This is a genomic window from Streptomyces sp. NPDC048417, from assembly GCF_040651615.1.
In the GTDB taxonomy this organism is placed as follows: domain Bacteria; phylum Actinomycetota; class Actinomycetes; order Streptomycetales; family Streptomycetaceae; genus Streptomyces.
The window spans coordinates 13,472-35,362 of the sequence record NZ_JBEZKI010000042.1; the positions used below are offsets into that span (position 1 = coordinate 13,472).

The following is a 21,891-nucleotide window of genomic DNA, read 5'->3' on the forward strand; positions in this document are numbered from 1 at the left end:
GTTGTCGCTGCGTACGACCCTGCTCATCCTGGCCCTGGTTCCCACCCTCGCCATGATCGCCCTGTGGGCGACGAACTCGGCGCAGCTCTACGGCAACTGGAAGAGCATCAACGACCGCAACAACGCGGGCAAGCAGCTCGGGCAACCGATCGTCGGCGTCTTCTACCAGTTGCAGGCAGAGCGGCAGCTGAGCGCGGCGGCACTCGCCGATCCCCACGCCGATCCGTCGGGTCTGGCGAAACAGCGTGCGCTCACCGACCGGTCCGTCCAGGGCCTCGAAGCACTCTCCGACTCCGTGCCCGGCGGTCTCAGCAAGAGTTTCCAGCAGCTCAGCCGGGGTCTGGAGCGACTGCCCGAGTACCGGAACGCGGTGGACAAGCGGGACGCCACCCAGGAGCAGATGTTCGATGGCTACACCGGTGTCATCGCCTCGGACATGCAGGTGTTCGAGGAGTTCACCAACGTCGGCATCGGCGAGGTCAACGTCCTCACCCGGCCGGTGCTCGACGCCCAGTGGGGCCAGGAGATGCTCTCGCGCGAGAGCACGATCTTCACGGCCGGAGCGGCGAGCGGTCGCCTCACCAGTGCGCAGCGCTTCCAGCTCGCCGAGGTGATCGGCAGCCAGCAGCACATCTACGAGAACAAGGTCGTACCGCGGCTGCCCGGCAGGTACGCCAAGACGTACCAGCGTGTGCTGTCCGGCGCGGCCTGGAAGCAGAAGACCGGGATCGAGCAGCAGGCCCTGACCGCCGAGAGCCCCGGGCAGGACGGCCGGACCCCGGTGTCCGCACGGCTCGGCAAGGAGTGGCAGCAGAGCTACGCTGCGATAACACCCCTGCTGCTGCAGGCCAGTGGCGCGTACTCCGCCTACCTCGTCGACGCCACCAACGACAAACTCGGCGACATGATGACCGACCTGGTCGTCGACAGCACGGTGGGCGCCGCGGCCGTACTGCTGGTGTTCCTGGTCTCGCTGTGGCTCACCGGAGTCCTGCGCCGCCGCATCCTCGGGCTCCGCTCCGCGGCGCTGGAGCTGCAGACCCGGCTGCCCGACATGGTGGAGCGGCTGCGGCAGGGCGAGACGGTCGACACGGACGCCGAACTGCCCGAGATCCGTTACGGCAACGACGAACTGGGCATGCTCGGCCAGGCTCTCAACCAGGCCCGCAGCAGTGCCCTGGAGACCGCCGTGCGGCAGGTCGAGCAGTACCGCGGCTTCGAGCGCCTGCTGCAACGCATCGCCAGACGTACCCAGTTGCTGATCGGCATGCAGATGAAACGTCTCAGCACGATGCAGCGGCAGCACGAGGACCCCGAGGTCCTGGAAGGACTCTTCGACGTCGACCACCTGGCCGCCCGGCTGCGGCGCTACGAGGAGAACCTGGTCATCCTCGGTGGCGGTCAGCCCCAGCGGCGCTGGCGCAATCCCGTGCTGCTGCTGGACCTGCTGCGCTCCGCGCAGGGCGAGGTGCAGGACTACCGGCGCATCCGGATCGACACCGAGGACGAGATCTGGCTGTCCGAGCGCGCGGTCGGTCCCATGGTGCACGTACTGGCCGAACTCATGGAGAACGCGGTGTCGTTCTCCAAACCGCCGACTCCGGTGGAGGTGTCCGCGTCCCGGGTGGGCCGCGGCGTCGCGGTCGAGATCGAGGACCGCGGCATGGGCATGGACCCCGAGCAGTACGCCGAGGCCAACCGATTGATGGCCGACCCGCCCCGCATGGACGTGATGTCCCGCGCCGACGACGCCCGCCTCGGCCTGTACGTCGTGGCCCGGCTCTCCGCCAACCTGGGGCTGAACGTGGAACTGCGGCCCTCGTCGTTCGGAGGCACCCGGGTGGTCGTCCTGGTGCCGGCAGAGCTGGTCTCCGACGGGAGGCCGCGCTCGGAGCCGCCGGACAGCGCTGTCCCGGCGCAACTCGCGAGCGTCGGCGCGCCCCGCTCCGCGCAGGACGGCGATCCTGGGGGTGCTTGGCCGCAGCCGCAGCCGCGACTCCAGCCGCAACCGCGGCCCGGCGACCAGGAGACGTCCACGCGCCCGGTCACCGGCCCCGGGACCGAAGCGCCGGCCCGCGCCACCGCCGCGCCCTCGACGGCGAGTCCGGACCCGCTGCCGCGCCGGGTACGGCAGGCCAGTCTGGCCGCCGAACTCCGCGATCCTTCCTGTGTGTACGCTGAGAAGCCGCCCGTCGAAACCCCGGAGACGGAGACGGAGCCGTTGCCGCGCCGGATCTCGCCGCGCCGCTCCGGCGCCACGGTCGGCGCCTTCCAGCGCCAGTCCCGGATAGCCCGGCTCGGGCCCGACTCCGATCAACAGCCCACTCAACCCTCACCGCGCCACGACGGGGCCCGCAAGGAAGACGGACGATGACTCTGCGAACCACTGCCACCAACTCCGACCTCGACTGGCTGCTCGACCGCTTGGTCGACCAGGTTCCGGGCACCAGGAACGCCGTCGTGCTGTCCGACGACGGCCTGGTGGTCAGCCAGTCCAGCAGTATCGACCGGGTCGACGCGGAACGCCTGGCCGCCATCGCCACCGGCCAGCAGAGCCTGGCCCGCGGAGTCGGTGAGGTCTTCGGCGGCGGACCGGTCCACCAGGTCATCATCGAACTCCGTGACCTGTGGCTCTTCGTCAGCTCCGCCGGCCGGGGCACGCACCTGGCGGTCGTGGCGGACCAGGAGGTGGACGCCGAGGTGATGTCCGTGGCCATGCACACCCTCGTGCAGCAGGTCGGGCAACGCCTGGGCACCGAGGTCCGTGTGGTGCCGGACGATGCCGAGGCATCGCCGTCCCGCCGCTCCGGCGACACCGAGAGTGGGGGAGGACGTGGGTGAGCCACTGGGCGGACGCGGCACCGGACGACGAGTACGCGGAGCAGAGCTTTGTCAGGCCGTACACGATCACCCAGGGGCGCACGACCTCGGCTCGGAACGACCTCACCCTCATCACGGTGATCGCGACGGTCGTCGCGCCCGATGAGGAGCCCTCGACCCGCGGCCTGCAACCCGAACACAGGCTGATCCTCCAGCAGTGCCGCACCCCGGTGGCTCTCGCCGAGGTCGCCGCCGGGCTGAACCTGCCCGTGGCGGTGACGAAGATCCTCGTCTCCGACCTGATCGCGCTCGGCAGGGTGACGGCCCGGGCGCCACTGGCGGTCGCGGCGGGCCGGGGACTGGACATGACACTTCTTCAGGCGGTGAAAGATGGCCTACTCAGACTCTGACGACCAGGTCGGGACAGACCCGACCCACCCCACCGCGCCCCAGGCTCCGGCGGCGGTGAAGATACTCGTCGCGGGCGGATTCGGCGTGGGCAAGACCACCATGGTCGGTGCCGTGAGCGAGGTCGTGCCCCTGAACACCGAGGAGCATCTGACGGTCGCGGGCGTCGACGTGGACGACATCGACGGGGTGGACCAGAAGGCCACCACGACTGTGGCCCTGGACTTCGGCCGGATCACCGTGAACTCCCAACTCGTGCTGTACCTCTTCGGCACACCCGGCCAGGAACGCTTCTGGTTCATGTGGAACGACCTGGTGCACGGGGCGCTCGGTGCCGTCGTCCTCGTGGACACCCGGCGGCTGAAGAGCAGTTTCGCGTCGATCGACTTCTTCGAGAGCCGCGACATCCCGTTCGTCGTCGGCGTCAACTGCTTCGACGGACGCCAGGACCGCACCGAGCCCGAGGTCCGGGAGGCACTCGACCTCGACCCGCACACCCCCATCGTCATGGGCGACCTCCGGCAGCGCCTGGCAAGCCGCGACCTGTTGCTGGCCCTGATCGAGCTTCTGATGTCCGGCCCGACACCGCTCCCGAGCCACACGGCCGCCGCGCCGCCGTCGGACAGGACGGCCGCGGCCGACGCACTCTCCTCCTCCGCGGCTTCGCCGACGGGCACAGGCGGCGAGCGCCTTCCGGCTCCGCGCTGATCGGCGGCGCCGTGCACTCCTCGGTGTGCGACGGCACCACGTCCACCTGGTCGATCCGCCGGACCGACCTGTCCACCGGCACCGCCACCACCCTGCGAGGGCCGGGATCGGAGTCACCTCGGTAGGCCGCCCGACGTGGCCGACGAGGACGAGCCGTTGGCCGGCCCGGACCGGCCGCGACGGTCGAGGGCTGCTGGTAGCACCGACCGCCGTACCGTCGAAGCCGGCGGCATCCTCTTCCTCCCGCCGCGAGCACATCCAGGAAGCACCGGCTGTGCTCGCGGCCGCACGTCCTGAACCGTCGGGTGTGCCCGAAGGCGACGAACCCACCGTCAGGGGCGGGGCGCGAAGTGGACCAGGATCCGGCCCGTGTTGGCCGTGTCGGTCTCCAAGCGGTCGTACAGCTTCCTGATGTGCTTCTGGCCGAGGAACGCGAGGACGCGTGCCCTGAGCTGCCCGGTTCCCTTTCCGTGAATGATCTCCACGACGGGCTCTTCCGTACGTTTCGCCTGGAAGACGACCTGCCGCAGCGCGAGTTCGATGTCGCGGTTGTTCCGGAAGATCGGGTGCAAATCCAATGTCAGCAAGGTGCTACCTCCGGTTCCCGCCACCTGTGACGACCCGGCCCGAGCGTGTCATCCGACACCTCGGACTCGTCCTGGACGTCCTGGCCCCGCCCGCGTCCACAACCGCCCGGGACGCCGCACGCACCCTACTGCTCGCCGGGCGAGAACGCTTCCGACGTCCTGCCCACATCTGGGCCGGTGCGGCTCGTGCGCCGGCAGGCGGCCGTAGTGGGTGGCGGCGCAGAGGTCGCCGAAGGTCGCCGACGACACCGGTACGGACAGGTCCGCCATCCGCTGCGAGGCGGACACCGGGCTGGTACATGCCTGACAACCGTCGCGCCGGCGAGGCCACCTGGTTCACCATGGGGTGTGCGATTCGATTCCGTGCCCATGCCGGCGACCGTCGAGGCCAGGCCTCGTGACAGCCGCGGCTATCCCGTACCGGCCATCACCCCATGGGAGGGCGACGAGCCCCAGTTCGCGCTCACCGACTACGGGCGCAGCGCCGAGTGCGCACGACAGCGTCTGTGTTCCGTCTGCAACACCCTGATTCCCAGGGGGCCGGTGTGGCGGGTGGTCGGCGCCGCGGAGAGTTCCGCGATCGGCGAGGCGCTTGCCGCCGGGCGGCCGTACCGCAACATGGCGGCGACCCTGGAGGCGCCGGGGCACCGCGCGTGCATGCTCTACGCCTCGATGGTCTGCCCGTATCTGGCGCGCCCGAACGCGCGGCGGGGGCTGACGGCGCAGAGCCCGGACGACATGACCGCGCATGTCGTCCGGGGCGCTGTTCGTGGGGACATGGGTGCCGTGGTGGGGTACGGCGACTACGAGTTCGCCGTCACCAAGACCCAGGTGCTGTTCCGTTTTCTCGACGTGGTCGAGTATCTGCCGCACGACACCGCCGACCAGCACCTGCCCGAGCTCCAGGCCGAACTCGCCCGCTCCGGCGGCCGGTTGGGTGGCGGTCAGCCGCGGTAGGCGGGCAGGCCGGTGTGCTGGGAGACCTTGACGGGCTTGCCGTAGCCGTGGGCGGTCTTCGTGATGGTGTACGTACCGGTCGGGGCGCGGAAGGCGATGGTCTTGCCGCCCGGCGACCAGGTGGGCTCGGTGTAGTCGGCGGTGGCGTTGGGGGTGACGTCCTTGACGACCTGGGTGGAGCCGCCGAAGTCCTCGACGAAGAGGTGGTCGTGCCCGTGGACGGAGCGGACGAAGACGACCTCCTCGTTGTCGGGGGAGAGAGCGGGCTCGGAACCCTTGGTCAGCGCGCCGCCCTGCTGCCGCAGGTAGTCGTCGCGGATGTAGACCTCGCCGGTGTGGGTGTTCTCGTAGACGGCCGAGCCGTAGCTGCCGCCGACATTCGGCCAGGTGTTGTCGGTCTGGGGGACGTTGCCGTCTCCCGGGTCGCCGTTCAGGCTGATCCTGGTCGGCTTGCCGTGGTTGCTGGTGGCCTTGACGCCCTCCAGGACGGTGCTCCCGTGGATCCTGGCCGAGAAGATGAGGTTGTTCTTCGCGGGGATCCGGTTCGCCCGGTCGGCGGCGGTCACCTGCCAGGTGGGGTGGGACCAGGTCTGCCCGCCCGGGTTGGCGGCGACGGTGACGCGGTGGCTGCCGTCGGGGTTGGAGACGACGAGGTCGCCGTGCCCGTCGACGAAGGCGGCCTTGCTGCCGCTGGGGTTCCAGGCCAGGTCACGGACGGTGGTACCGAAGTCGATCGACTTGCCGTTGACCACGACGTGGCGGGTGCCGTCGCTGATGGTGAGTCCCCTGGGCACGGTGACCGTGTGGGCGGACGCGGCTGCGGCGACCATCGCGGCGCTGCCCTTGGCGTCGCCGCCGGAGGACGGGGCGGCCGTCGCGGTCGCGGCCGTGCCGCACAGGGTGAGCAGTGCGGCGGCGCCTGCGGTGGTGACGGCTGTGGTGTTCCGACGGTGACGAGCGGACATCGAGGATCCCCCAGGGATGTGAATGGCACTGCGACGAGAGTGTCGCGGGAACCGCCTGCCGTCCCCGGGACCCGAACCGGTCCGTCGGCCTGCTGCTCTTCGCGATGAGGAAAGTCTTCCCACGGAGGGTGACAGGGCTGTGCGCTCGCCGTCACAGCCGTGCAATAGCGGGTCAAATGGTCGGCCGACCGGCGAGACCGGGCCGAGCGTCACGACTTCGCCGTCATGGCCGCCCTGTTCTTCGTGCTCGGCCTCGAACTCCTCGGCGACGGCATCGCGGCCCGGGAAGTGTCCTCGGCTGTCGCGCTAACCGCCGCTCCGCTCGACGTGCAGATGGATCGGCCCGCGTAGAACGGGGCTGCGCCGGTACGGTGGCGGGTCGGCGACCAGTCTGGGTCGGTCGAGGCGGCGTACCAGCTCGGTCAGCGCGATCTGCGCTTCCCGTCGGGCCAGCGGGCCGCCGAAGCACAGGTGGATGCCGCTGCCGAAGCCGAGATGCTGGTTGTCATGCCGGTCGGGGTCGAAGCGGTCGGGATCGTGGAAGCGGTTCGGATCACGGCTGCCCGCGGCCGGCATCAGCATGACCTGCGAGCCTTTGGGGATGACGGTGTCGGCGACGGTGACGTCGCTGTACGCCGCCCGCCAGGGAATGATGTGCACGGGCGGCTCGTAGCGCAGCAGTTCCTCGACCAGTGGCACGACCAGATCCGGTTCGTCGCGCAGTCGTTGCATTACCTGCGGGTGGCGCAGCAGCGTCAGCACGCCGTTGGTGATGAGGTTGACGGTGGTCTCGTGGCCGGCGATCAGCAGCAGGTTGGCGGTGCTGATGATCTCCTCGTCGGTCATCTGCCCGTCCGGCCCGTCGTCGTAGGCCAGCCGTGACAAAAGGTCGTCTCCCGGGCGGCAGCCACGACCCGGGCCTGCTCCACGGCGTTGGCCCAGTGCTCCAGCGAGATGAGCCGGTACTCGTAGACCGGGTTCGGGCAGCGTGCCACGTCTCCCGCGACGAAGATGTCGTCGGTGATCAGGCCGTTGAGGTCCATGGCGCGGCAGCCCGTGTCGCAGGCGATACCCCAGACACCCGCCGCCAGTCCCGAGCCCCGCAGCCACTCGGTGTTGCGGATGCCGCCGAGTGCCACCACCGCCACGTCGGCGTCGAGCGTGCTGCCGTCGTCGAAGTGGGCACGGCGCAGCCGCCCCTGCGTGTCGCCCTCCAGCCTGGTGACCTTCACACCGCACCGCAGGTCGACACCGTGCGCGCGCTGCATGTCCGACGCCACCTCGCCGATCATGGCGCCGAGCGCCCCGACCAGCGGGGCCGGCCCGAGTTCGGCGACGGTCACCGGGATGTCCCGCTCGCGGCAGACGGAGGCGATCTCGGAGCCCGTGAATCCGGCACCGATGACCAGCACGCGGGAGGGTCCGGCGGCGAGGGCCCGCCGCAGGCTCTCGGCGTGCTCGCGGGTCCGTACGACGAACACCCCGTCCAGCGCCGCCTCGCTCTCCACGAACCACGGCCGGGCCCGCACCCCGGTGGAGATCAGCACCCGGTCGAAGAAGGATCTCGCGGCCGTCGGCGAGACGCACGTGGTTCGTCGCGAGGTCCAGCCCGTCGGCGGGCACGCCCAGCAGCCACTCCGCGTCGATGTCACGCCGTCGCGGCAGCACCGTGCCCCCGGCCGGCACCCACCCCGTCAGCACCTGCTTGGACAGGGGCGGACGGTCGTAGGGCTCGCCCAGCTCGTCGCCGATCATCGTCAGCGATCCGGTGAACCCCTCGTCGCGCAGGGACTCCGCGGCCCGCAGCCCCGCCAGGGACGCCCCGACGATCACGATGCGGCCCTCGCGTCTGAACGCTCGCAGGTTGTCGGCGCTGGTCATGACCTCGACGCCTCCACCGGTACGTCACGCCCCTCCGGCCGTCCTTCCAGCCGGTCGACCAGAATCGCCTGGACCGGGCAGGCCGCCGCGGCACGCAACACCCGGTCGCGCTGGGCGTCGTCGGGGTTCGGGTCGTACATCAGCGCTTCCTCGCCGTGCATCCGGAACGCGTCCGGAGCCAGGAACGCGCACTGCGCATACCCTTCGCATCGGGAAAGATCAACGACGACTCGCATCCCGGCCTCCGCGGGGACGGCAGGCTGCGGACCCGGAAGCCGGCGCCCCTCCGGCACGGGAATCGCGAGACAACCAGAACAGGGGTGCGCCGTGGGTCTCCGCAGAAAGAACTGTTGGTCGCACTCAAGGCGACCGGCGGCGGTGAAAACCGCCCAGAGATCCTGACATTGCTCTTGTTCACCGTATTCCGCGCACACCTCGCCCGCACCCCGGGACGTCGTGTGTGCGGGGCCCGGCCGCCTTCGGCCGATCGGCGCCACCGCGCACCAGGCCGGCACGGTGCGCTTCGGCACCGACCCGGAGTCCTCGGCCCTCGACGTCAACTGCAAGGCCCACGACCTGGACGACCTCTACGGAGTCCGTTGCGCGCACCCGGTTCCCGACCGGGCGAACATCCTCCGCCGGGCAGCGCAACGCGGTCCGCCGCGGTGTGCCGCCGTCCCTCCCCGGTGTTTGTCTGAAGTCTGGATCGCCGGGCGACGGGCCCGGCGGAGGCGGGCACGCAGTGGAGGAGCAGGACATCGTGAGTTCCACCGAAGGGACGCGCCGAAGCGTGATCCCCGCCCACCTGCTAAAGGGCCAGAAGGCACTCGTGACCGGCGCGAACTCCGGGATCGGCAGGGCGACGGCACTCGCCCTGGGCCGGGCGGGGGCCGATGTCGTGGTCAACTACGTGGCCGGCGGCGAGGAGGCCGAGAAGGTGGTCGAGGAGATCACCGCCCTCGGGGTCCGGGCGGCCGCCTACGAGGCGGACGTCTCCGACGAACAGCAGGTCGTCGCCATGATGGACCGGATGGTCCGGGAGTTCGGCACGATCGACATCCTGGTCGCCAACGCCGGACTCCAACGGGACGCCCCGTTCACCGAGATGACCCTCGCCCAGTGGCAGAAGGTCCTGGACGTCAACCTCACCGGGCAGTTCCTCTGTGCCCGTGAGGCGACCAAGGAGTTCCTGCGGCGCGGTGTCGTGCCCGAGGTGTCGCGCGCGGCCGGGAAGATCATCTGCATGAGTTCGGTGCACCAGATCATCCCGTGGGCCGGGCACGTCAACTACGCCTCCTCCAAGGGCGGGGTGCAGATGATGATGGAGACACTGGCCCAGGAACTCGCCCCGAAGAAGATCCGCGTGAACGCGATCGCCCCCGGGGCCATCAAGACCCCCATCAACCGCAGCGCCTGGGAGACCCCCGAGGCCCTGAAGGACCTGCTGCGGCTCATCCCCTACGATCGCGTCGGCGACCCCGAGGACATCGGCTACGCGGCCGTCGGCCTCGCCTCCGACCTCATGGACTACGTGGTCGGCGCCACCCTGTACGTCGACGGCGGGATGACGCTCTTCCCGGGTTTCGCCACCGGCGGCTGACACCGGCGGCCGGCCCGCCCCACCCGCGCATACCCGCGCATACCCGCGCCCACCCCGCGTCGGCCCCGGAGAGAAGGCACATGCACACGGTCCTGCTGTACTGGCCGGACACCCACGGCGAGCTGGAGGGCCTCACCGACGCCGATCTGCGGCGCGGCGGCGCAGGTGACGAGGGCGGCTGACGAGGACTGAACCGGGGCCGGGCTACCTCTTGTCGAGAGCCTCGTTCAGCGTGATGGCCGAGTCGATGAGGGCGAGATGGGTGAACGCCTGCGGGAAGTTACCGAGTTGACGGCCCGTCGGGTCGATCTCCTCGGAGTACAGGCCCAGGTGGTTGGCGTACCCCATCATCTTCTCGAACACGAGCCTTGCCCGGTCCGTCCGTCCCGCGCGCGCCAGGGCGTCGACGTACATGAACGTGCACAGCGAGAAGGTGCCCTCCGAGCCGCGCAAGCCGTCGGGCGAGGCACTGGGGTTGTACCGGTAGACCAGGCTGTCGCTGACCAGTTCCTCCTCCATGGCGTCCAGGGTGGCCGACCACATCGGATCCCCGGGGGTGAGGAACCCGACCGTCGCCATACGCAGCAGCGAGGAGTCCAGGACCTCACCGCCGTAGTGCTGGACGAAGGCCCGCCGGTCCTCGCTCCAGCCCTTGGCCATGACCTGCTCGTAGACGGCGTCCCGTTCGGCCTTCCAGCGGTCGGCCGTGGACGGCCACCCCTTCGACTCGGCGAGTCGCACCGCCCGGTCGAACGCCACCCACGACATCACCCGCCCGTACGTGAAGTCCTGGCGGCCGCCGCGGGTCTCCCAGATGCCCTCCTCCGCCTGGTCCCAGTGGTCGGCCAGCCAGTCCAGGTCCGTCCGCAGCGAGGTCCAGCCCCCGTGCCCGACCTGGAAGCCGTGCTGGTGCGCGAAGTAGATGCTGTCCAGCGCCTCGCCGTAGATGTCCAGTTGGAGCTGGGTGGCGGCGTCGTTGCCGATCCGGACGGGGGCGGAACCCTCGTAGCCCTCCCAGTGGTCGAGGATCTGCTCGTTCAGGTCGGAGGAGCCGTCGACCTTGTACATGATGTTGAGCGGGCCCGTGTTCCCGTGCCTGCCGGCCCGCTCCTTGACCCGGTCGCTCAGCCAGATGATGAACGCCCTGGCCTCCTCCGTGAAGCCCAGTCCCAGCAGGGCGTACACGGAGAAGGAGGCGTCCCGGATCCAGGTGAAGCGGTAGTCCCAGTTGCGCTCACCGCCGAGTTGCTCCGGGAGCGCCGCCGTGGGAGCGGCCACCACGGCGCCGCTGGGCGCGAAGGTCATGAGCTTCAGCGTGATCGCGGACCGCTCGACGACCTCCCGCCAGCGCCCGGTGTAGCGCGACTGCGCCAGCCAGGAGCGCCAGAACTCCGCCGTCTCCTCGAAGAGCCGTTCGTGTTCTGCGCGGCGGACCTCCCTGGGCGGGCCGTCGGCGCCCATCTCCAGGATCAGCCCGCGCTGCTGGCCGGCCTCCAGGGTCACCGAGACCTGGAGGTCGGCCTCCCGGTGCGTCAGAATGTCCGAGAGCCGCTCGTCCTTGGGCTCCCGGATGACGTGCACGGTGAGTTCCGTGCCGTCCTCCGCGGCGAAGACCGCCCCGTGCGGGGTGACGTGCACCTCGTGTTTGCTGCGCCCGTAGTCGAACCGCGGGGCGACCTCCACGTCGAACGTCATGGTGCCGCGCACGCAGCGGACCAGGCGGACCAGGCGGTGGCGCCGCGTGGCCGTCGTACCGGTCACGGGCATGAAGTCGACCACCTCGCCGGCACCCGCCTCGGTCATGAACCGGGTGACCAGGATCGCGGTGTCGGGCAGGTACAACTGCTTGGTCGAATGGGTCGGGTGGGCCGGCCGGACCGAGCAGTATCCGCCCTTGTCCTTGTCCAGCAGCGCCCCGAACACACTCGGTGAGTCGAACCGCGGCGAGCAGAACCAGTCGATCGCTCCCTCGGTGGTCACCAGCGCCGCGGTCTGCAGATCGCCGATCAGCCCGTGGTTCTCGATCAGCGGGTAGTCGTCCATCGGGGTGCCCCTTCCGGCGTGCCATTCACCCGAATGCACCCCCTCGATCAGCGTATGCCGGAGCTTTCGCTCCGGCTCGTCGGGCCCCGTCCGTCCGACAGCGGTTACCGTTCCGGCGCGGACACCGCCCGCACCACGGCCGCCAGAACTTCCTCCGGACTCTCCAGACCGTTGACGCCGATGGTGACGCCCGGTTCGTCGGCGTGCAGCGGTTCCAGGGTCGCGTACTGGGAGTCGAGCAGCCCCGGCGGCATGAAATGGCCCCTACGCCGTGTCATGCGCTTCTCGGCCACCTCACGGTCGAGGGCCAGATACAGGAACCATACGTTCGCTCCCGTGCGCCGGAACTGGTCGCGATACGCGCGCTTGAGCGCGGAACAGGCGGCAACACCTCCGTGTCCACTCGACGCGGTGGTCCGGATCCACTCCGTGATCGCCGCCAGCCAGGACCGCCGGTCGGCGTCGTCCAGCGGGTGTCCGGACGCCATCTTGACGCGGTTCGACGCGGAGTGGAGGTCGTCCCCCTCCAGGAACGGCACACCGAGCAGGTCCGCGAGCCGGGCGCCCACGGTGGACTTGCCGGACCCGGACACACCCATCACGATCACGACGCGCGAACCGCCGCCTCTTTCGGCCAACGATCCTCCCGGAGCCGGCGGCGGAATACGTAACTCCACTATCGCTCGCACCCCTCGGTCGGGACAGCCGAGGGCCCCCGTCGCTGCATTGAGCAGCCGACGGCATCTCCACCCGGCCGACCTCCGCAGACGCCTTCGCCGAGACCTGTGCAGCCCAGGATGTCCGCCGCCCTGCGGTCCGCCGCCCGGTCGCCGACATGGCCGCCCGCGACCGTCGCCGCACGCTGCCGGAACCGCACCACCTCAGTCGTCAAGTGCGAGTCCCTGCGTGACCGTGCTGAACACTTCGTCGTCCTGACCACCCGCCCCGGCACGGACAGCCACAGCAGGCTGGAGCTGCTCTCCGTGACAGGGCGCCAGCAACCGACGCCCTGATCCGTGGCCGGCCGCCAGCCGCGCGAACTGCTGCTTCGTGCACGCCACTTCGCCCAAGGTGACCGCCGGGGTAAATCGTCTGTTCAGGGCGCTGATCGCGTGACCCGAAAGCAGGGGGCCGTCCGCACCGTTCTGACCCAGAAGACGCGCACGTCGGCAGATGAGCCGTGGCCCGAACAGAAGGCTCCGGAACAGGATCGAAGAGCGAGCACGGGGCAGCCGACTCCTCGTGCACGGCCGGGCGTGGCTCGGCGCCCCACCGTGCACGAGGCCGTAGAGCCTGTCCCGCGACCTTCCTGCGCAGCGTCAGGCTTCGTTACGGTCCCGTTCTGCGGCCGATTCACGCAGCTGTGCGTCGGTAGCCTCACGCCACTCGTCCGCGACGTCGCGGGTTTCGTCCAGGTCGCAAGTCTCTAACCAGCCGTAGGGATATCCCCACGGTTCAGGGCAACCTGGCGACGAACGGTTAACTCTCAAGTAGCTTCGCCGGGCATCCGCTTCACCGGCCTCCCCACCCCCCACCTCATCGGAGACCACACCCCCATGTCCGCAGCGACAGACTCAATGGGTTCCCGTCCACCGGACGCCCGATGTAGCACCCCCGCTCCCACCGTCCTGATGGACGACCAGGCGCTCGCGGGCTTTCTCGGCGCGGCCGTCGGTGAGTACCGACTCATCACCCCCGAAGCCCCGTTACCCTGCTTCGCACTCCTGCTCGGCAGTGCGGAGGCGACGACGTACCACGTACAGGGCATCGCCTTCGGCCGTAACGCCCGTACCAGTGACCCAGCGGCTCGACGGGAGTTCAGCGAGACGATCGTGCCGAAGTTCGGGCCGGCCTACGAGAACGAGCACCGCGGCTGGTGGATGGACTCCCACGACCTCCTCCTGGCATCCCGCGAGGCCGACGCCCTGGGGATGGACCTGCTCGGCTCCATCCACATGCACCCGGACTGGCACCGCCTGGGCCCACCGGCAGAGCGGGGTCTGATGCTCAGCGAGCGTCCGACCCCCATGGACCGCCACCTCTTCAGCCGCACCGGATGGCCCCTCAACGTCATCTGCTACCTGGAGCGCCGGGGCGACGACTTCTACCACGCCCTGGCGGCCTGGGCCCCGCCTCCCCGGCATTCGTCCGAAGGCACCGAGTGCCCCGAGGTCGCGCTCCGGATCCGCACCAGTTCACTGACGAAGGCGTGAGAGCGATGCATCAGCCAGAAGAAACCGGCGCCCCCGCCCCGGAAGGCACCCGGGACGACACTCGGGCGATCCGCGCGCTGTGGGCCGAGATGGCCCGGGGCTGGGCGGCCGGTGATGCCGCGCTGTTCGCCGCGAGCTTCGCGGAGGACTGCGACTTCACGACCGTACGAGGCGACAAGCCGCTCGGCCGCACCGGCATCGAGGCAGGGCACGCCGCCCTCTTCCGCGGGCCGTACGCCGGAACCGTCCTCGACGCCCGCGTCGTGGCAGTCCGCTTCCTGCGCCCCGACCTGGCAACGGTCGAGGCGGAGTCGACCATCACCACGCCGGACGGCGGGTCGCCGGCCGTCACGCACGCGCTGGCCGTCGTGGAACGGACGGCGGAACGCGACTGGTCGATCAAGGCGTTTCACAACATGATCCCCGCGTCCCGCCCGACGCGGCAGGTACCGGTACAGCAGGCCCCCGCCTCGAAGGAGTCCACCGTGGACGAACCCACCGCCCGCCCGAAACTCCGCCATCTGGCCATCGTGGCCCGCGATCCGGAGAAGCTGGCCGAGTTCTACGCCTCGGTCTTCGCGATGGAACTCTTCCACCGCGATCCCGACGGCAGTTGCTTCCTCTCCGACGGCTACCTGTCCCTGGCCCTGATCAAGCACCGACTCGACGGTGAGACCCCGCTCGGCATGAACCACTTCGGTTTCCACATCGAGGACACGGCCGCCACCTCCGGAGCGCTGGTGGCCGCCGGCACTCCGAAACCGGCCGAACGCTTCACCGACCGCCCCTTCGCCGAGTACCGGGCCATGGACCCGGAGGGCAACTGGTTCGACCTCTCGGAACACGGCTTCGGCGGCCCGCCGGCACCAGCGAAGGGATGACCTCGGAAAACGGCACGGGGTCCGTCGGCGACGTGACGGACCCCGGGTGCGATCACGCCCGCTGCCGCGACGTCAGGGCACTGCGGACGTGAGGAGCTGGTGACACCGCGCCGCTGACCGTGGATGTCGGCGCGGTGCCCAGCGGTCGTCTCTCGGAACAGGCCGTCAGAGCAGCTCGGGGGCATGGAAGTCACCGAGCCCGCAGGCCCGGTCCCGGTCCAGCCAGTAGCGGCGCGGCTCGGCGAGCATGACGTCGACGCCGACGGCGAGGATGCCGGGGATCCTGGCCAGTTCGCCGTCGATGAAGGACGCCAGGGCGGAGCGGTCGGTGACCAGGCCCGTGCACAGGACGGACATGTCGCTGGCGACGTGTGCGGCGAGCCGGGTCTGGGGGAGCCGGTCGATGCGGCGCATGACCTCCGGGGTGTCGCCGGGGGCGACACGCAGGCGCAGGACGAACGGGGTCTCGAAGCCGAGCCAGTCCGAGACGACCTCCAGGCGTGGCTTGACCCACTGCTCGTCGAGGACCCGGCGGACGACCCGGTGCGCGGTGGAGGGGGCGTGCACGAGGGCGTAGATCGGGTAGTCGCCGGAGATCTGCGCCAGGAGCTGGAGGTGGGGCAGATCGCGCAGGCGTGCGAGGACGGCCAGCGGGGTCTCGCCGGTGATCGGGAGAGCAGCATCTGATCCGTAGCCCTGCCCTGCCCTGCCCCGTGCCGTCTTCACCTCCGACCTCTTCGCGACCGGAAACGACCGCGCCAACTGTGCCGTCGTCCGGGCCGCGCCGACGGAGAAGCTGGACCTGATGGGGCCGGCGGTGTACGGGCGTTGCGGAACCCGGTGGACAAGGCACTGAAGGGCGCTCGGATGCATACGTGGCTGGATCTCCACAGCGAATGCGCAACTGCGGCACGGGTGCGTTCGATTGGTGCGGAGTTGTCCTGGTCGGAACTGTCGTGGCAATAGCTGTCGGTTTCCTATGCGGGGCTACATGTAGAGAAGCTGCCCTCAATTCGTGTGCATGCGCGCATGGATGAGTAGTCGACTGTTTCAACTGCCCTACTGGGAGCAGTGAGCGACTGGATGCCGGGCACACTCCGTGATTTGATCCTTCGCACCGCCGGGATCGCGCCACGATGTCCGGAAACGGATGGCGCGGGCCTGCGGTCGCGGCCCACCGGCTATCCCCAGCTTGGCCGCTCCCCCTTGTGGAACATCCATACGAAGGGCAGTTTCATCATGAACTCCGCTCCCCAGGTTCAGACCCTTGAAATCTCTGACGCCGAACTCGACACCGTTTCCGGCGGCCTGAGCCCGCAGGTCGGCATCGCCGCCGGCCCCACGGCGATCAGCAGCTCGGACCTCGTGGCTCAGCTCGGCGCGGTCAAGGACGGGGTCCTGGACACCGTCGGCCAGTACCACCAGGTCGGCGTCACCGTCTCCTTCTGATCGTCAGATCGCGGGAGTTGCTAATCGCGGGATCGCCGATACCGGCAGCCTGACCGCCGATCGGCGTCCGCGGCGACAAGCCCCCTACCCGCGGGTCCTCGCGGGTAGGGGGCTTGATCATTAGGGGTTGCTTCTTCTTGTCCCGGGTCTTGTCGGGGATCTTGGTGACCTGCGCTTCCCTGCTCAGCAGGGGGTAGGCCCTTGCGCCTGCTGGTCGTCCTTGAGCGGCTTGGAGTGACACCTGAGCACCCCTCGGGCGGCCCACATGCCTGAACCTAGGACATGCAGAGGGACGCCTACCCTGGATTGGACTAGACAACAAACAACCCCCAGACCGCTGACCTGGGGGTTTCACATGGAGCGGGTGACGAGAATCGAACTCGCGCTCTCAGCTTGGGAAGCGACGGCGCTCGGGCGGTCCATATGGCTCTGACGTGCGCAGATGCCGTGTGCTCGGGTGGTCGTGCGAGTCCGATCGCACCGCTGCCGACCGCGGTTGTCCGCTCTTACGGGCACGCTGTGGGCACGGGTCGCGATGACCGGTGGGCAGAGCACGTGCACGAACGGCACTGTGCTCGGCTGAGCTCGGTCGGCGGTCCAGTAGGGAGAGCCCTCGCGCGTGCACAGACCTTCGGGTGAAGCCCGTTTCCGCCGTAAGGCCGATGGCCGCGGCCTCCTCAGGACAGCTGGCGCTCGGCCCCTTGGCTCATTTGCCGGCTTCTGGGCCGTACCACTGAGCGACAAGTACGCAGCCCGTCCGGTGGGAGCGTGTTCCCTGCGACGCGAACGGCAGGAGCCGAGGCGGGTCTCTTCGCCGCGTTCCGCGCGGACGAGCGGCGGACGCTGATGCCGACGAGCGTGGCAGTTCCTCGCGGTGCGGACGGATACGGCCCCCGCCCGCGTGATCAGCCGGAACCGGAACTGCCCGCCGCCTCACTCGTCGCGCGACGGTACTCCTCGTTGATGCGCTGAGCTTCCTCGAGCTGGTCCTCAAGGATGACGATGCGGCAGGCAGCCTCGATCGGAGTCCCCCTGTCGACGAGCTCGCGGGCACGAGCGGCAATCCGCAGTTGGTAGCGGGAGTACCGGCGATGTCCTCCCTCCGAGCGGAGCGGAGTGATCAGGCGAGCCTCACCGATGGCTCGGAGGAAGCCTGGGGTGGTTCCGAGCATCTCGGCTGCCCGGCCCATCGTGTATGCGGGGTAGTCGTCGTCATCCAGACGATCACCAAGAGGGTTGTCCGCTGTCATGTCACCTCGCTGTGCAACGCAGTCGAGGGGCCCTGGTGCCGTACGGCACCAGGGCCCCGAAGGAAATTCAACACCATCTGTCGGCCCTACTGCTGTGCCGACCTTCTGTTTCCGCTACCCGGCCCGGCAGGGGCGGAGCGGGGGGATCGCAGCTGCGTGACCGGGGACCACCATCCATTCCGGGGTCTTGCGGTACCCGGGCCGAGAACTTCTAGGGCCCGGGCGATCCTGATGGCGTCTGCTCCTCCGTTCCTCTCTGAACCAACCACTGTGGGAACTGGTACTGCTGTCGGCAGCTCCTCGACGTGCGAGCCGCCCAGTGCGGCTCCCAGTCCCGTCACCGTCCTGGGAACACCTTGGCTTCGAGGCTCGAGAGCCGCACTGACCTGCGAACTTCGTTTCATCCACCCGCCAGTTCGTGTCTGGCGGGTCTTGTTCGACCGTCTCTACAAGTTGGAGCGTAACCACGCCAGGAAGGAATGTCTACTCTGGCAAAGGTAGATTTCACCCTTCCAGACGAGGAAGAAACTTGCCGCCTGCGAAAATGACTCCCCCAAGTCGTAAGCTCTGCTGTCATGTCGAACCCTGATGAGCTGCTCGTCGCCATCTCCGCCGCGGTGGAGTCCGAGCGCAGCAATCAGATGTCGCTGACCGTGGTCGTCGGCGGTGCCGTCATCACCGGTCGGCTGGCTCCTGAGGCGGTGTGGCGAGAGCGGGTCGCGGAGGTCCTGAAGGACTCGGACCGTCTCGGCCCGTTCTCGGACGTCTTCGCCCGCGGGCCGCGAGCGAACCGGCCCGGTCACGGCGAGGCGCCCACGCATCTGCACTTCCATCTCGCCCGGATCCTGCAGGGCAGCCTCGGGATCCCGGAGACGGGCGGCATGTACCGAGTCGCGATCAAGGACGTCAGCGCATGGACCGTGGGTGATCTCAGCTACTTCGACGGGTGAGACGTTGTCTCCGCCCCGTGTCCCGGCCCGGCCGGGAGTTTCCGAGCGGACGACGACACAGCGGTGGGGGCCCTGCCGACGTGTGTCGGCAGGGCCCCCACCGGGATCCTCAGGTCGGTTTGGCGCCTTTGCTCATACGTCCATGGGTCCGGTGCCGCCGAGCAGTGCCGACGCGGTCCGGAGCGGAGTGGGAACGCCCACGGGCGCGGCGTCGGGGCGGTCGTGGCAGGTGAAGCCGAGGCGCACCATGGCCCGGGTGACTTCGCCGGCGGTGAAGTCGCGGCGGTCCTGTCGCGTGATGACCTGACCCACCTGCTTGACGGGGTAGCGGCGGCGGCCGATCGTCACGGACTCACCCGTGACGATCTCGGGCCTGACGCTCTTCATGGAGGCCAGCACCCCGATCCTGGTGAGGTCGAACGGGTACCTGGCGATGACGCAGCGCATGATGCCTCCCAGGGGAGAAGTCGCGGGGAAAGGAAACCGGGCTGTCCGGGGGCGCGGATCAGCGGGAGAAGGCGAGGACGCCCGGGACTCGGACGTACCCACCGACGTAGCCGGGGCGGGCGCCGGGCGAGGGCGGCAATCCGTCGAGGACGTCCCGCAGTCGGATCCGGTCCGTGTACGTGGGACTGTCGCGGAGAACGGCGAGCCGGACCCGAGTGATCAAGTCCGTGCTCTGGTCGTCCATGTCGCACACGGTCAGGTACTCGACACCGGCGCCCGCCATGACGGCCAGAGCCACCTCGACGGTCATGTCGTCATACACCCGAGGCCCGTACGCTTCGATGTCGTCGACCACGGTCACGGGGGCGGGGTCTTGCATGCGGTACTGCGTCTGAATTGACGTCAACGGTGCCTCCTGCGGTAAGAGTTGCTCGGTTTCGTGACCATTGCGGTCCCAGGGAGACCACGGTGGTCCGGGCACCGCGACAGCCCTTAGGCAGCCGATTCGTCGCCGGGCCGCAGCTGCGCCCTGCGGCGCGCCCCGGCGCCGACAGGTCGGCCCTGGCCGGTGCGGCCCCGGTGGCTCCGGGACGGCGAAGACGCGCGGCGGGGGCGTTCCACGACCGGAGCGGTGATGACCACCGGGACGCCGGAGGGCACCTGGGCACCGGTGATGCGGCTCAGTTCCGCCTCGCCCGAGCGGACCGGGGTGATGTGCGGGGTGATGCCGGCCGAAGCCATCAGCCAGCTCACGCCGCGGCGCTGGTCGGGGGTCACGAGGGTGACGACGCTGCCGGACTCACCGGCGCGGGCCGTACGGCCGCCACGGTGCAGGTAGTCCTTGGGGTCGCTGGGCGGATCCACGTTGACGACCAGGTCGAGGCTGTCGACGTGGATGCCGCGGGCCGCGACGTTGGTGGCCACCAGGACCGTGACGTGACCGTCCTTGAACTGTGCCAGGGTCCGGGTGCGCTGCGGCTGGGACCTGCCACCGTGCAGGGCCGCGGCGCGGACACCGCTGTTCAGCAGGTGCTTGGTCAGCCGGTCCACGGCGTGCTTGGTGTCCAGGAACATGATGACCCGGCCGTCCCGGGCCGCGATTTCGGTGGTCGTGCGGTGCTTGTCGGCGTCATGCACGTGGAGTACGTGGTGCTCCATCGTGGTGACGGCACCGGCCGACGGGTCGACGGAGTGGACCACCGGGTCGGTCAGGTAGCGGCGGACCAGCAGGTCGACGTTACGGTCCAGAGTGGCTGAGAAGAGCAACCGCTGGCCCTCGGGGCGCACCTGGTCGAGCAGGGCGGTGACCTGGGGCATGAAACCCATGTCGGTCATCTGGTCGGCCTCGTCGAGAACTGTGATGCCGACGTCGGCGAGCCGGCAGTCGCCCCGGTCGATGAGGTCCTTGAGCCGACCGGGCGTCGCGACGACCACCTCCGCACCGGCGCGCAGCGCCCCGGCCTGCCTGCCGATGGACATTCCGCCAACGACGGTGGCGAGCCGCAGGCGCACGGAGCGGGCGTAGGGAGTGAGCGCGGCGGTGACCTGCTGGGCCAGCTCACGGGTGGGGACGAGGACGAGGGCCAGTGGCCTGCGCGGCTCGGCGCGCTGGCCCGCCGTAAGGGCCAGTACGGCAAGGCCGAAGGCGAGGGTCTTGCCCGACCCGGTGCGGCCGCGGCCGAGTACGTCACGGCCGGCCAGGGAGTTCGGCAGCGTCGCCGCCTGGATCGGAAACGGTACGGTCACGCCTTCCTGGCCGAGCGTGGTCAGCAACGGCGCCGGCATGACGAGATCGGCGAACGACTCGACAGCGGGCAACGCCGGCGTGACCGTCTTCGGTAGCGCGAACTCGCCCTGCGCGGCCCGTCGGTTTCCGTAACGGCTGGAACGGCGCGGAACGCCGGAGCGGCCTGCGGCAGCACTTCCTCCGGAGCGGTCGTATGTGCGAGTTGTGCGTGCGCGAGTTGTGCGTGTGCGGTTAATGTGGAACCTTCCTCGACGTTGGCACGCATCAAGGAATTCCCGCAGCGAAATGCGCGGCGCAGAGAATCGCGAGAACGAGCCGAAAAAGACAGGGTCGAATCACCCTGAAAATAAAGCGCGCCGGGACCCGCACCCCAAGGTGCGGGTCCCGGCGGCGAAGTATGCGTCAGTACCGGTGCGTCAGGCGGGAACGATGTTCTCGGCCGTCGGGCCCTTCTGGCCCTGCGCGATGTCGAACGACACCTTCTGACCTTCCAGCAGCTCACGGAAGCCCTGGGCGGCGATGTTCGAGTAGTGGGCGAAGACGTCGGCGCCGCCGCCGTCCTGCTCGATGAAGCCGAAGCCCTTTTCCGCGTTGAACCACTTCACAGTGCCGGTAGCCATTTCGTTTCTCCTTCGGAGACGGGGTCAGGAATACGCCTTGTGCGGATTCCGTGTCGCCGTGATGATCAACCGTCGGAAAACCTTCTGGCAACCACACCTGCAACTGCCGTCGACAGTAGCACGGCGACATCGGCCCTGCGCGACAACTAATTCCGCACCGCCTGTCGCCTCAGGAATATTTCTCGTGCGCCGCGCTGATTTCTCACTTTGCGGCCACAGATATTGTCTTCCGGGCTGCGGTATTGCCGCCGAGCGTTTCCGCTCACAGTGCTGTGACCTCCTTCGACAGCTTGTGCGCGGCCGCTGTCGTCGTCGGCGGACGAGATGCCGACGAAATCGCCGAGACCCTCGCAGCGAGACGAAGG

Annotated in this window: 20 protein-coding genes and 5 pseudogenes; 12 read left to right on the forward strand and 13 right to left on the reverse strand. The window is 69.3% G+C overall.

All coding sequences use genetic code 11. From position 1 onward, the window contains the following. The first annotated feature begins 1 nt into the window (after window position 1). From AB0D59_RS44330 to AB0D59_RS44345, 4 genes and pseudogenes are all read left to right on the forward strand, one after another. The gene (locus tag AB0D59_RS44330; protein ID WP_362577196.1) at window positions 2-2,374 is read left to right on the forward strand and encodes a nitrate- and nitrite sensing domain-containing protein; all 2,373 of its coding nucleotides are present in this window, start codon (window positions 2-4) and stop codon (window positions 2,372-2,374) included. Continuing rightward, window positions 2,371-2,841: a roadblock/LC7 domain-containing protein gene (locus AB0D59_RS44335; protein ID WP_362577198.1), complete on the forward strand. Its 471-nt coding sequence runs from the start codon at window positions 2,371-2,373 to the stop codon at window positions 2,839-2,841. Before AB0D59_RS44330 ends, AB0D59_RS44335 begins: the two co-directional genes overlap by 4 nt. Next, on the forward strand, window positions 2,838-3,230 hold the full coding sequence (locus tag AB0D59_RS44340; protein ID WP_362577200.1) for a DUF742 domain-containing protein: 393 nt from the start codon (window positions 2,838-2,840) through the stop codon (window positions 3,228-3,230). Before AB0D59_RS44335 ends, AB0D59_RS44340 begins: the two co-directional genes overlap by 4 nt. Beyond that, a pseudogene (locus AB0D59_RS44345) lies at window positions 3,211-3,810 on the forward strand (ATP/GTP-binding protein); the annotation flags it as partial. The gene AB0D59_RS44340 and the pseudogene AB0D59_RS44345, both read left to right, overlap by 20 nt. Before the next feature lie 458 nt (window positions 3,811-4,268). Here AB0D59_RS44345 and AB0D59_RS44350 read toward each other — a convergent pair. Further along, window positions 4,269-4,523 (reverse strand): Smr/MutS family protein, encoded by a 255-nt coding sequence (locus tag AB0D59_RS44350; protein ID WP_362577201.1) that lies wholly within the window; start codon window positions 4,521-4,523, stop codon window positions 4,269-4,271. A gap of 369 nt (window positions 4,524-4,892) precedes the next feature. On the opposite strand from AB0D59_RS44350, the gene AB0D59_RS44355 reads away from it, so the two are divergent. After that, entirely contained in the window at window positions 4,893-5,480 is a 588-nt protein-coding gene (locus tag AB0D59_RS44355) for a hypothetical protein (protein WP_362577202.1), read from the forward strand. On the opposite strand, the gene AB0D59_RS44360 is transcribed toward AB0D59_RS44355, so the two are convergent. The 4 genes and pseudogenes from AB0D59_RS44360 to AB0D59_RS44375 all read right to left on the reverse strand — a co-directional run bounded on the left by AB0D59_RS44360 (window position 5,468) and on the right by AB0D59_RS44375 (window position 8,562). Further along, complete coding sequence (locus AB0D59_RS44360) at window positions 5,468-6,445, reverse strand: hypothetical protein (protein ID WP_362577203.1); 978 nt, start codon at window positions 6,443-6,445, stop codon at window positions 5,468-5,470. The genes AB0D59_RS44355 and AB0D59_RS44360 overlap by 13 nt on opposite strands. Before the next feature lie 306 nt (window positions 6,446-6,751). Next, window positions 6,752-7,345, reverse strand: a pseudogene (locus tag AB0D59_RS44365) (cytochrome P450); the annotation flags it as partial. Window positions 7,346-7,362: 17 nt separating this feature from the next. Then, a pseudogene (locus tag AB0D59_RS44370) lies at window positions 7,363-8,326 on the reverse strand (NAD(P)/FAD-dependent oxidoreductase); the annotation flags it as partial. Continuing rightward, a complete protein-coding gene (locus tag AB0D59_RS44375) occupies window positions 8,323-8,562 on the reverse strand; it encodes a ferredoxin (RefSeq protein WP_362577204.1) in 240 nt (79 codons plus the stop codon). The gene AB0D59_RS44375 and the pseudogene AB0D59_RS44370, both read right to left, overlap by 4 nt. 247 nt (window positions 8,563-8,809) lie before the next feature. On the opposite strand from AB0D59_RS44375, the pseudogene AB0D59_RS44380 reads away from it, so the two are divergent. Together AB0D59_RS44380 and AB0D59_RS44385 are read left to right on the forward strand one after the other, a co-directional pair. Beyond that, window positions 8,810-8,917 (forward strand): annotated as a pseudogene (locus AB0D59_RS44380) (GMC oxidoreductase); the annotation flags it as partial. 169 nt (window positions 8,918-9,086) lie between these two features. Next, window positions 9,087-9,926: an SDR family oxidoreductase gene (locus AB0D59_RS44385; RefSeq protein WP_362577205.1), complete on the forward strand. Its 840-nt coding sequence runs from the start codon at window positions 9,087-9,089 to the stop codon at window positions 9,924-9,926. A gap of 204 nt (window positions 9,927-10,130) precedes the next feature. On the opposite strand, the gene AB0D59_RS44390 is transcribed toward AB0D59_RS44385, so the two are convergent. Further along, on the reverse strand, window positions 10,131-11,969 hold the full coding sequence (locus tag AB0D59_RS44390) for a glycoside hydrolase family 15 protein (RefSeq protein ID WP_362577207.1): 1,839 nt from the start codon (window positions 11,967-11,969) through the stop codon (window positions 10,131-10,133). Between the two features lie 104 nt (window positions 11,970-12,073). Then, window positions 12,074-12,607, reverse strand: a complete 534-nt coding sequence (locus tag AB0D59_RS44395) for a gluconokinase (protein WP_362577209.1) — start codon at window positions 12,605-12,607, stop codon at window positions 12,074-12,076. Between the two features lie 993 nt (window positions 12,608-13,600). On the opposite strand from AB0D59_RS44395, the gene AB0D59_RS44400 reads away from it, so the two are divergent. Together AB0D59_RS44400 and AB0D59_RS44405 are read left to right on the forward strand one after the other, a co-directional pair. Then, window positions 13,601-14,182, forward strand: a complete 582-nt coding sequence (locus tag AB0D59_RS44400; RefSeq protein WP_362577211.1) for a hypothetical protein — start codon at window positions 13,601-13,603, stop codon at window positions 14,180-14,182. A gap of 5 nt (window positions 14,183-14,187) precedes the next feature. After that, window positions 14,188-15,063, forward strand: coding sequence for an SgcJ/EcaC family oxidoreductase (locus tag AB0D59_RS44405; RefSeq protein ID WP_362577213.1), 876 nt, complete (start codon window positions 14,188-14,190; stop codon window positions 15,061-15,063). 165 nt (window positions 15,064-15,228) lie between these two features. Here AB0D59_RS44405 and AB0D59_RS44410 read toward each other — a convergent pair whose 3' ends face one another. Then, window positions 15,229-15,789 (reverse strand): hypothetical protein, encoded by a 561-nt coding sequence (locus tag AB0D59_RS44410; RefSeq protein ID WP_362577215.1) that lies wholly within the window; start codon window positions 15,787-15,789, stop codon window positions 15,229-15,231. Here AB0D59_RS44410 and AB0D59_RS44415 point away from each other — a divergent pair. Beyond that, a pseudogene (locus tag AB0D59_RS44415) lies at window positions 15,767-15,936 on the forward strand (DUF2000 family protein); the annotation flags it as partial. The gene AB0D59_RS44410 and the pseudogene AB0D59_RS44415 sit on opposite strands and share 23 nt — an antisense overlap. 366 nt (window positions 15,937-16,302) lie before the next feature. After that, complete coding sequence (locus tag AB0D59_RS44420) at window positions 16,303-16,512, forward strand: hypothetical protein (RefSeq protein WP_217553197.1); 210 nt, start codon at window positions 16,303-16,305, stop codon at window positions 16,510-16,512. Window positions 16,513-17,417: 905 nt separating this feature from the next. Here AB0D59_RS44420 and AB0D59_RS44425 read toward each other — a convergent pair. After that, a complete protein-coding gene (locus AB0D59_RS44425; RefSeq protein ID WP_362577217.1) occupies window positions 17,418-17,762 on the reverse strand; it encodes a MerR family transcriptional regulator in 345 nt (114 codons plus the stop codon). Between the two features lie 575 nt (window positions 17,763-18,337). On the opposite strand from AB0D59_RS44425, the gene AB0D59_RS44430 reads away from it, so the two are divergent. After that, the gene (locus tag AB0D59_RS44430; protein WP_362577219.1) at window positions 18,338-18,712 is read left to right on the forward strand and encodes a hypothetical protein; all 375 of its coding nucleotides are present in this window, start codon (window positions 18,338-18,340) and stop codon (window positions 18,710-18,712) included. Between the two features lie 132 nt (window positions 18,713-18,844). Here AB0D59_RS44430 and AB0D59_RS44435 read toward each other — a convergent pair whose 3' ends face one another. From AB0D59_RS44435 to AB0D59_RS44450, 4 genes are all read right to left on the reverse strand, one after another. Continuing rightward, a complete protein-coding gene (locus AB0D59_RS44435) occupies window positions 18,845-19,159 on the reverse strand; it encodes an SCO5918 family protein (protein ID WP_362577220.1) in 315 nt (104 codons plus the stop codon). Window positions 19,160-19,217: 58 nt separating this feature from the next. Further along, the gene (locus tag AB0D59_RS44440) at window positions 19,218-19,538 is read right to left on the reverse strand and encodes a CBS domain-containing protein (protein ID WP_362577222.1); all 321 of its coding nucleotides are present in this window, start codon (window positions 19,536-19,538) and stop codon (window positions 19,218-19,220) included. A 113-nt stretch (window positions 19,539-19,651) separates the two neighbouring features. Then, entirely contained in the window at window positions 19,652-21,142 is a 1,491-nt protein-coding gene (locus tag AB0D59_RS44445) for a DEAD/DEAH box helicase (protein WP_362577323.1), read from the reverse strand. A 180-nt stretch (window positions 21,143-21,322) separates the two neighbouring features. Then, window positions 21,323-21,526: a cold-shock protein gene (locus AB0D59_RS44450; RefSeq protein ID WP_004986771.1), complete on the reverse strand. Its 204-nt coding sequence runs from the start codon at window positions 21,524-21,526 to the stop codon at window positions 21,323-21,325. Between the last annotated feature and the right edge of the window lie 365 nt (window positions 21,527-21,891).

Bases quoted from the DNA above. Each gene is read 5' to 3' on its own strand.
- AB0D59_RS44335 (WP_362577198.1), top strand. From the start codon at position 2,371: ATGACTCTGCGAACCACTGCCACCAACTCCGACCTCGACTGGCTGCTC.
- AB0D59_RS44355 (WP_362577202.1), top strand. From the start codon at position 4,893: ATGCCGGCGACCGTCGAGGCCAGGCCTCGTGACAGCCGCGGCTATCCC.
- AB0D59_RS44360 (WP_362577203.1), bottom strand. From the start codon at position 6,445: ATGTCCGCTCGTCACCGTCGGAACACCACAGCCGTCACCACCGCAGGC.
- AB0D59_RS44375 (WP_362577204.1), bottom strand. From the start codon at position 8,562: ATGCGAGTCGTCGTTGATCTTTCCCGATGCGAAGGGTATGCGCAGTGC.
- AB0D59_RS44390 (WP_362577207.1), bottom strand. From the start codon at position 11,969: ATGGACGACTACCCGCTGATCGAGAACCACGGGCTGATCGGCGATCTG.
- AB0D59_RS44400 (WP_362577211.1), top strand. From the start codon at position 13,601: ATGGACGACCAGGCGCTCGCGGGCTTTCTCGGCGCGGCCGTCGGTGAG.
- AB0D59_RS44405 (WP_362577213.1), top strand. From the start codon at position 14,188: ATGCATCAGCCAGAAGAAACCGGCGCCCCCGCCCCGGAAGGCACCCGG.
- AB0D59_RS44420 (WP_217553197.1), top strand. From the start codon at position 16,303: ATGAACTCCGCTCCCCAGGTTCAGACCCTTGAAATCTCTGACGCCGAA.
- AB0D59_RS44425 (WP_362577217.1), bottom strand. From the start codon at position 17,762: ATGACAGCGGACAACCCTCTTGGTGATCGTCTGGATGACGACGACTAC.
- AB0D59_RS44430 (WP_362577219.1), top strand. From the start codon at position 18,338: ATGTCGAACCCTGATGAGCTGCTCGTCGCCATCTCCGCCGCGGTGGAG.
- AB0D59_RS44435 (WP_362577220.1), bottom strand. From the start codon at position 19,159: ATGCGCTGCGTCATCGCCAGGTACCCGTTCGACCTCACCAGGATCGGG.
- AB0D59_RS44440 (WP_362577222.1), bottom strand. From the start codon at position 19,538: ATGCAAGACCCCGCCCCCGTGACCGTGGTCGACGACATCGAAGCGTAC.
- AB0D59_RS44450 (WP_004986771.1), bottom strand. From the start codon at position 21,526: ATGGCTACCGGCACTGTGAAGTGGTTCAACGCGGAAAAGGGCTTCGGC.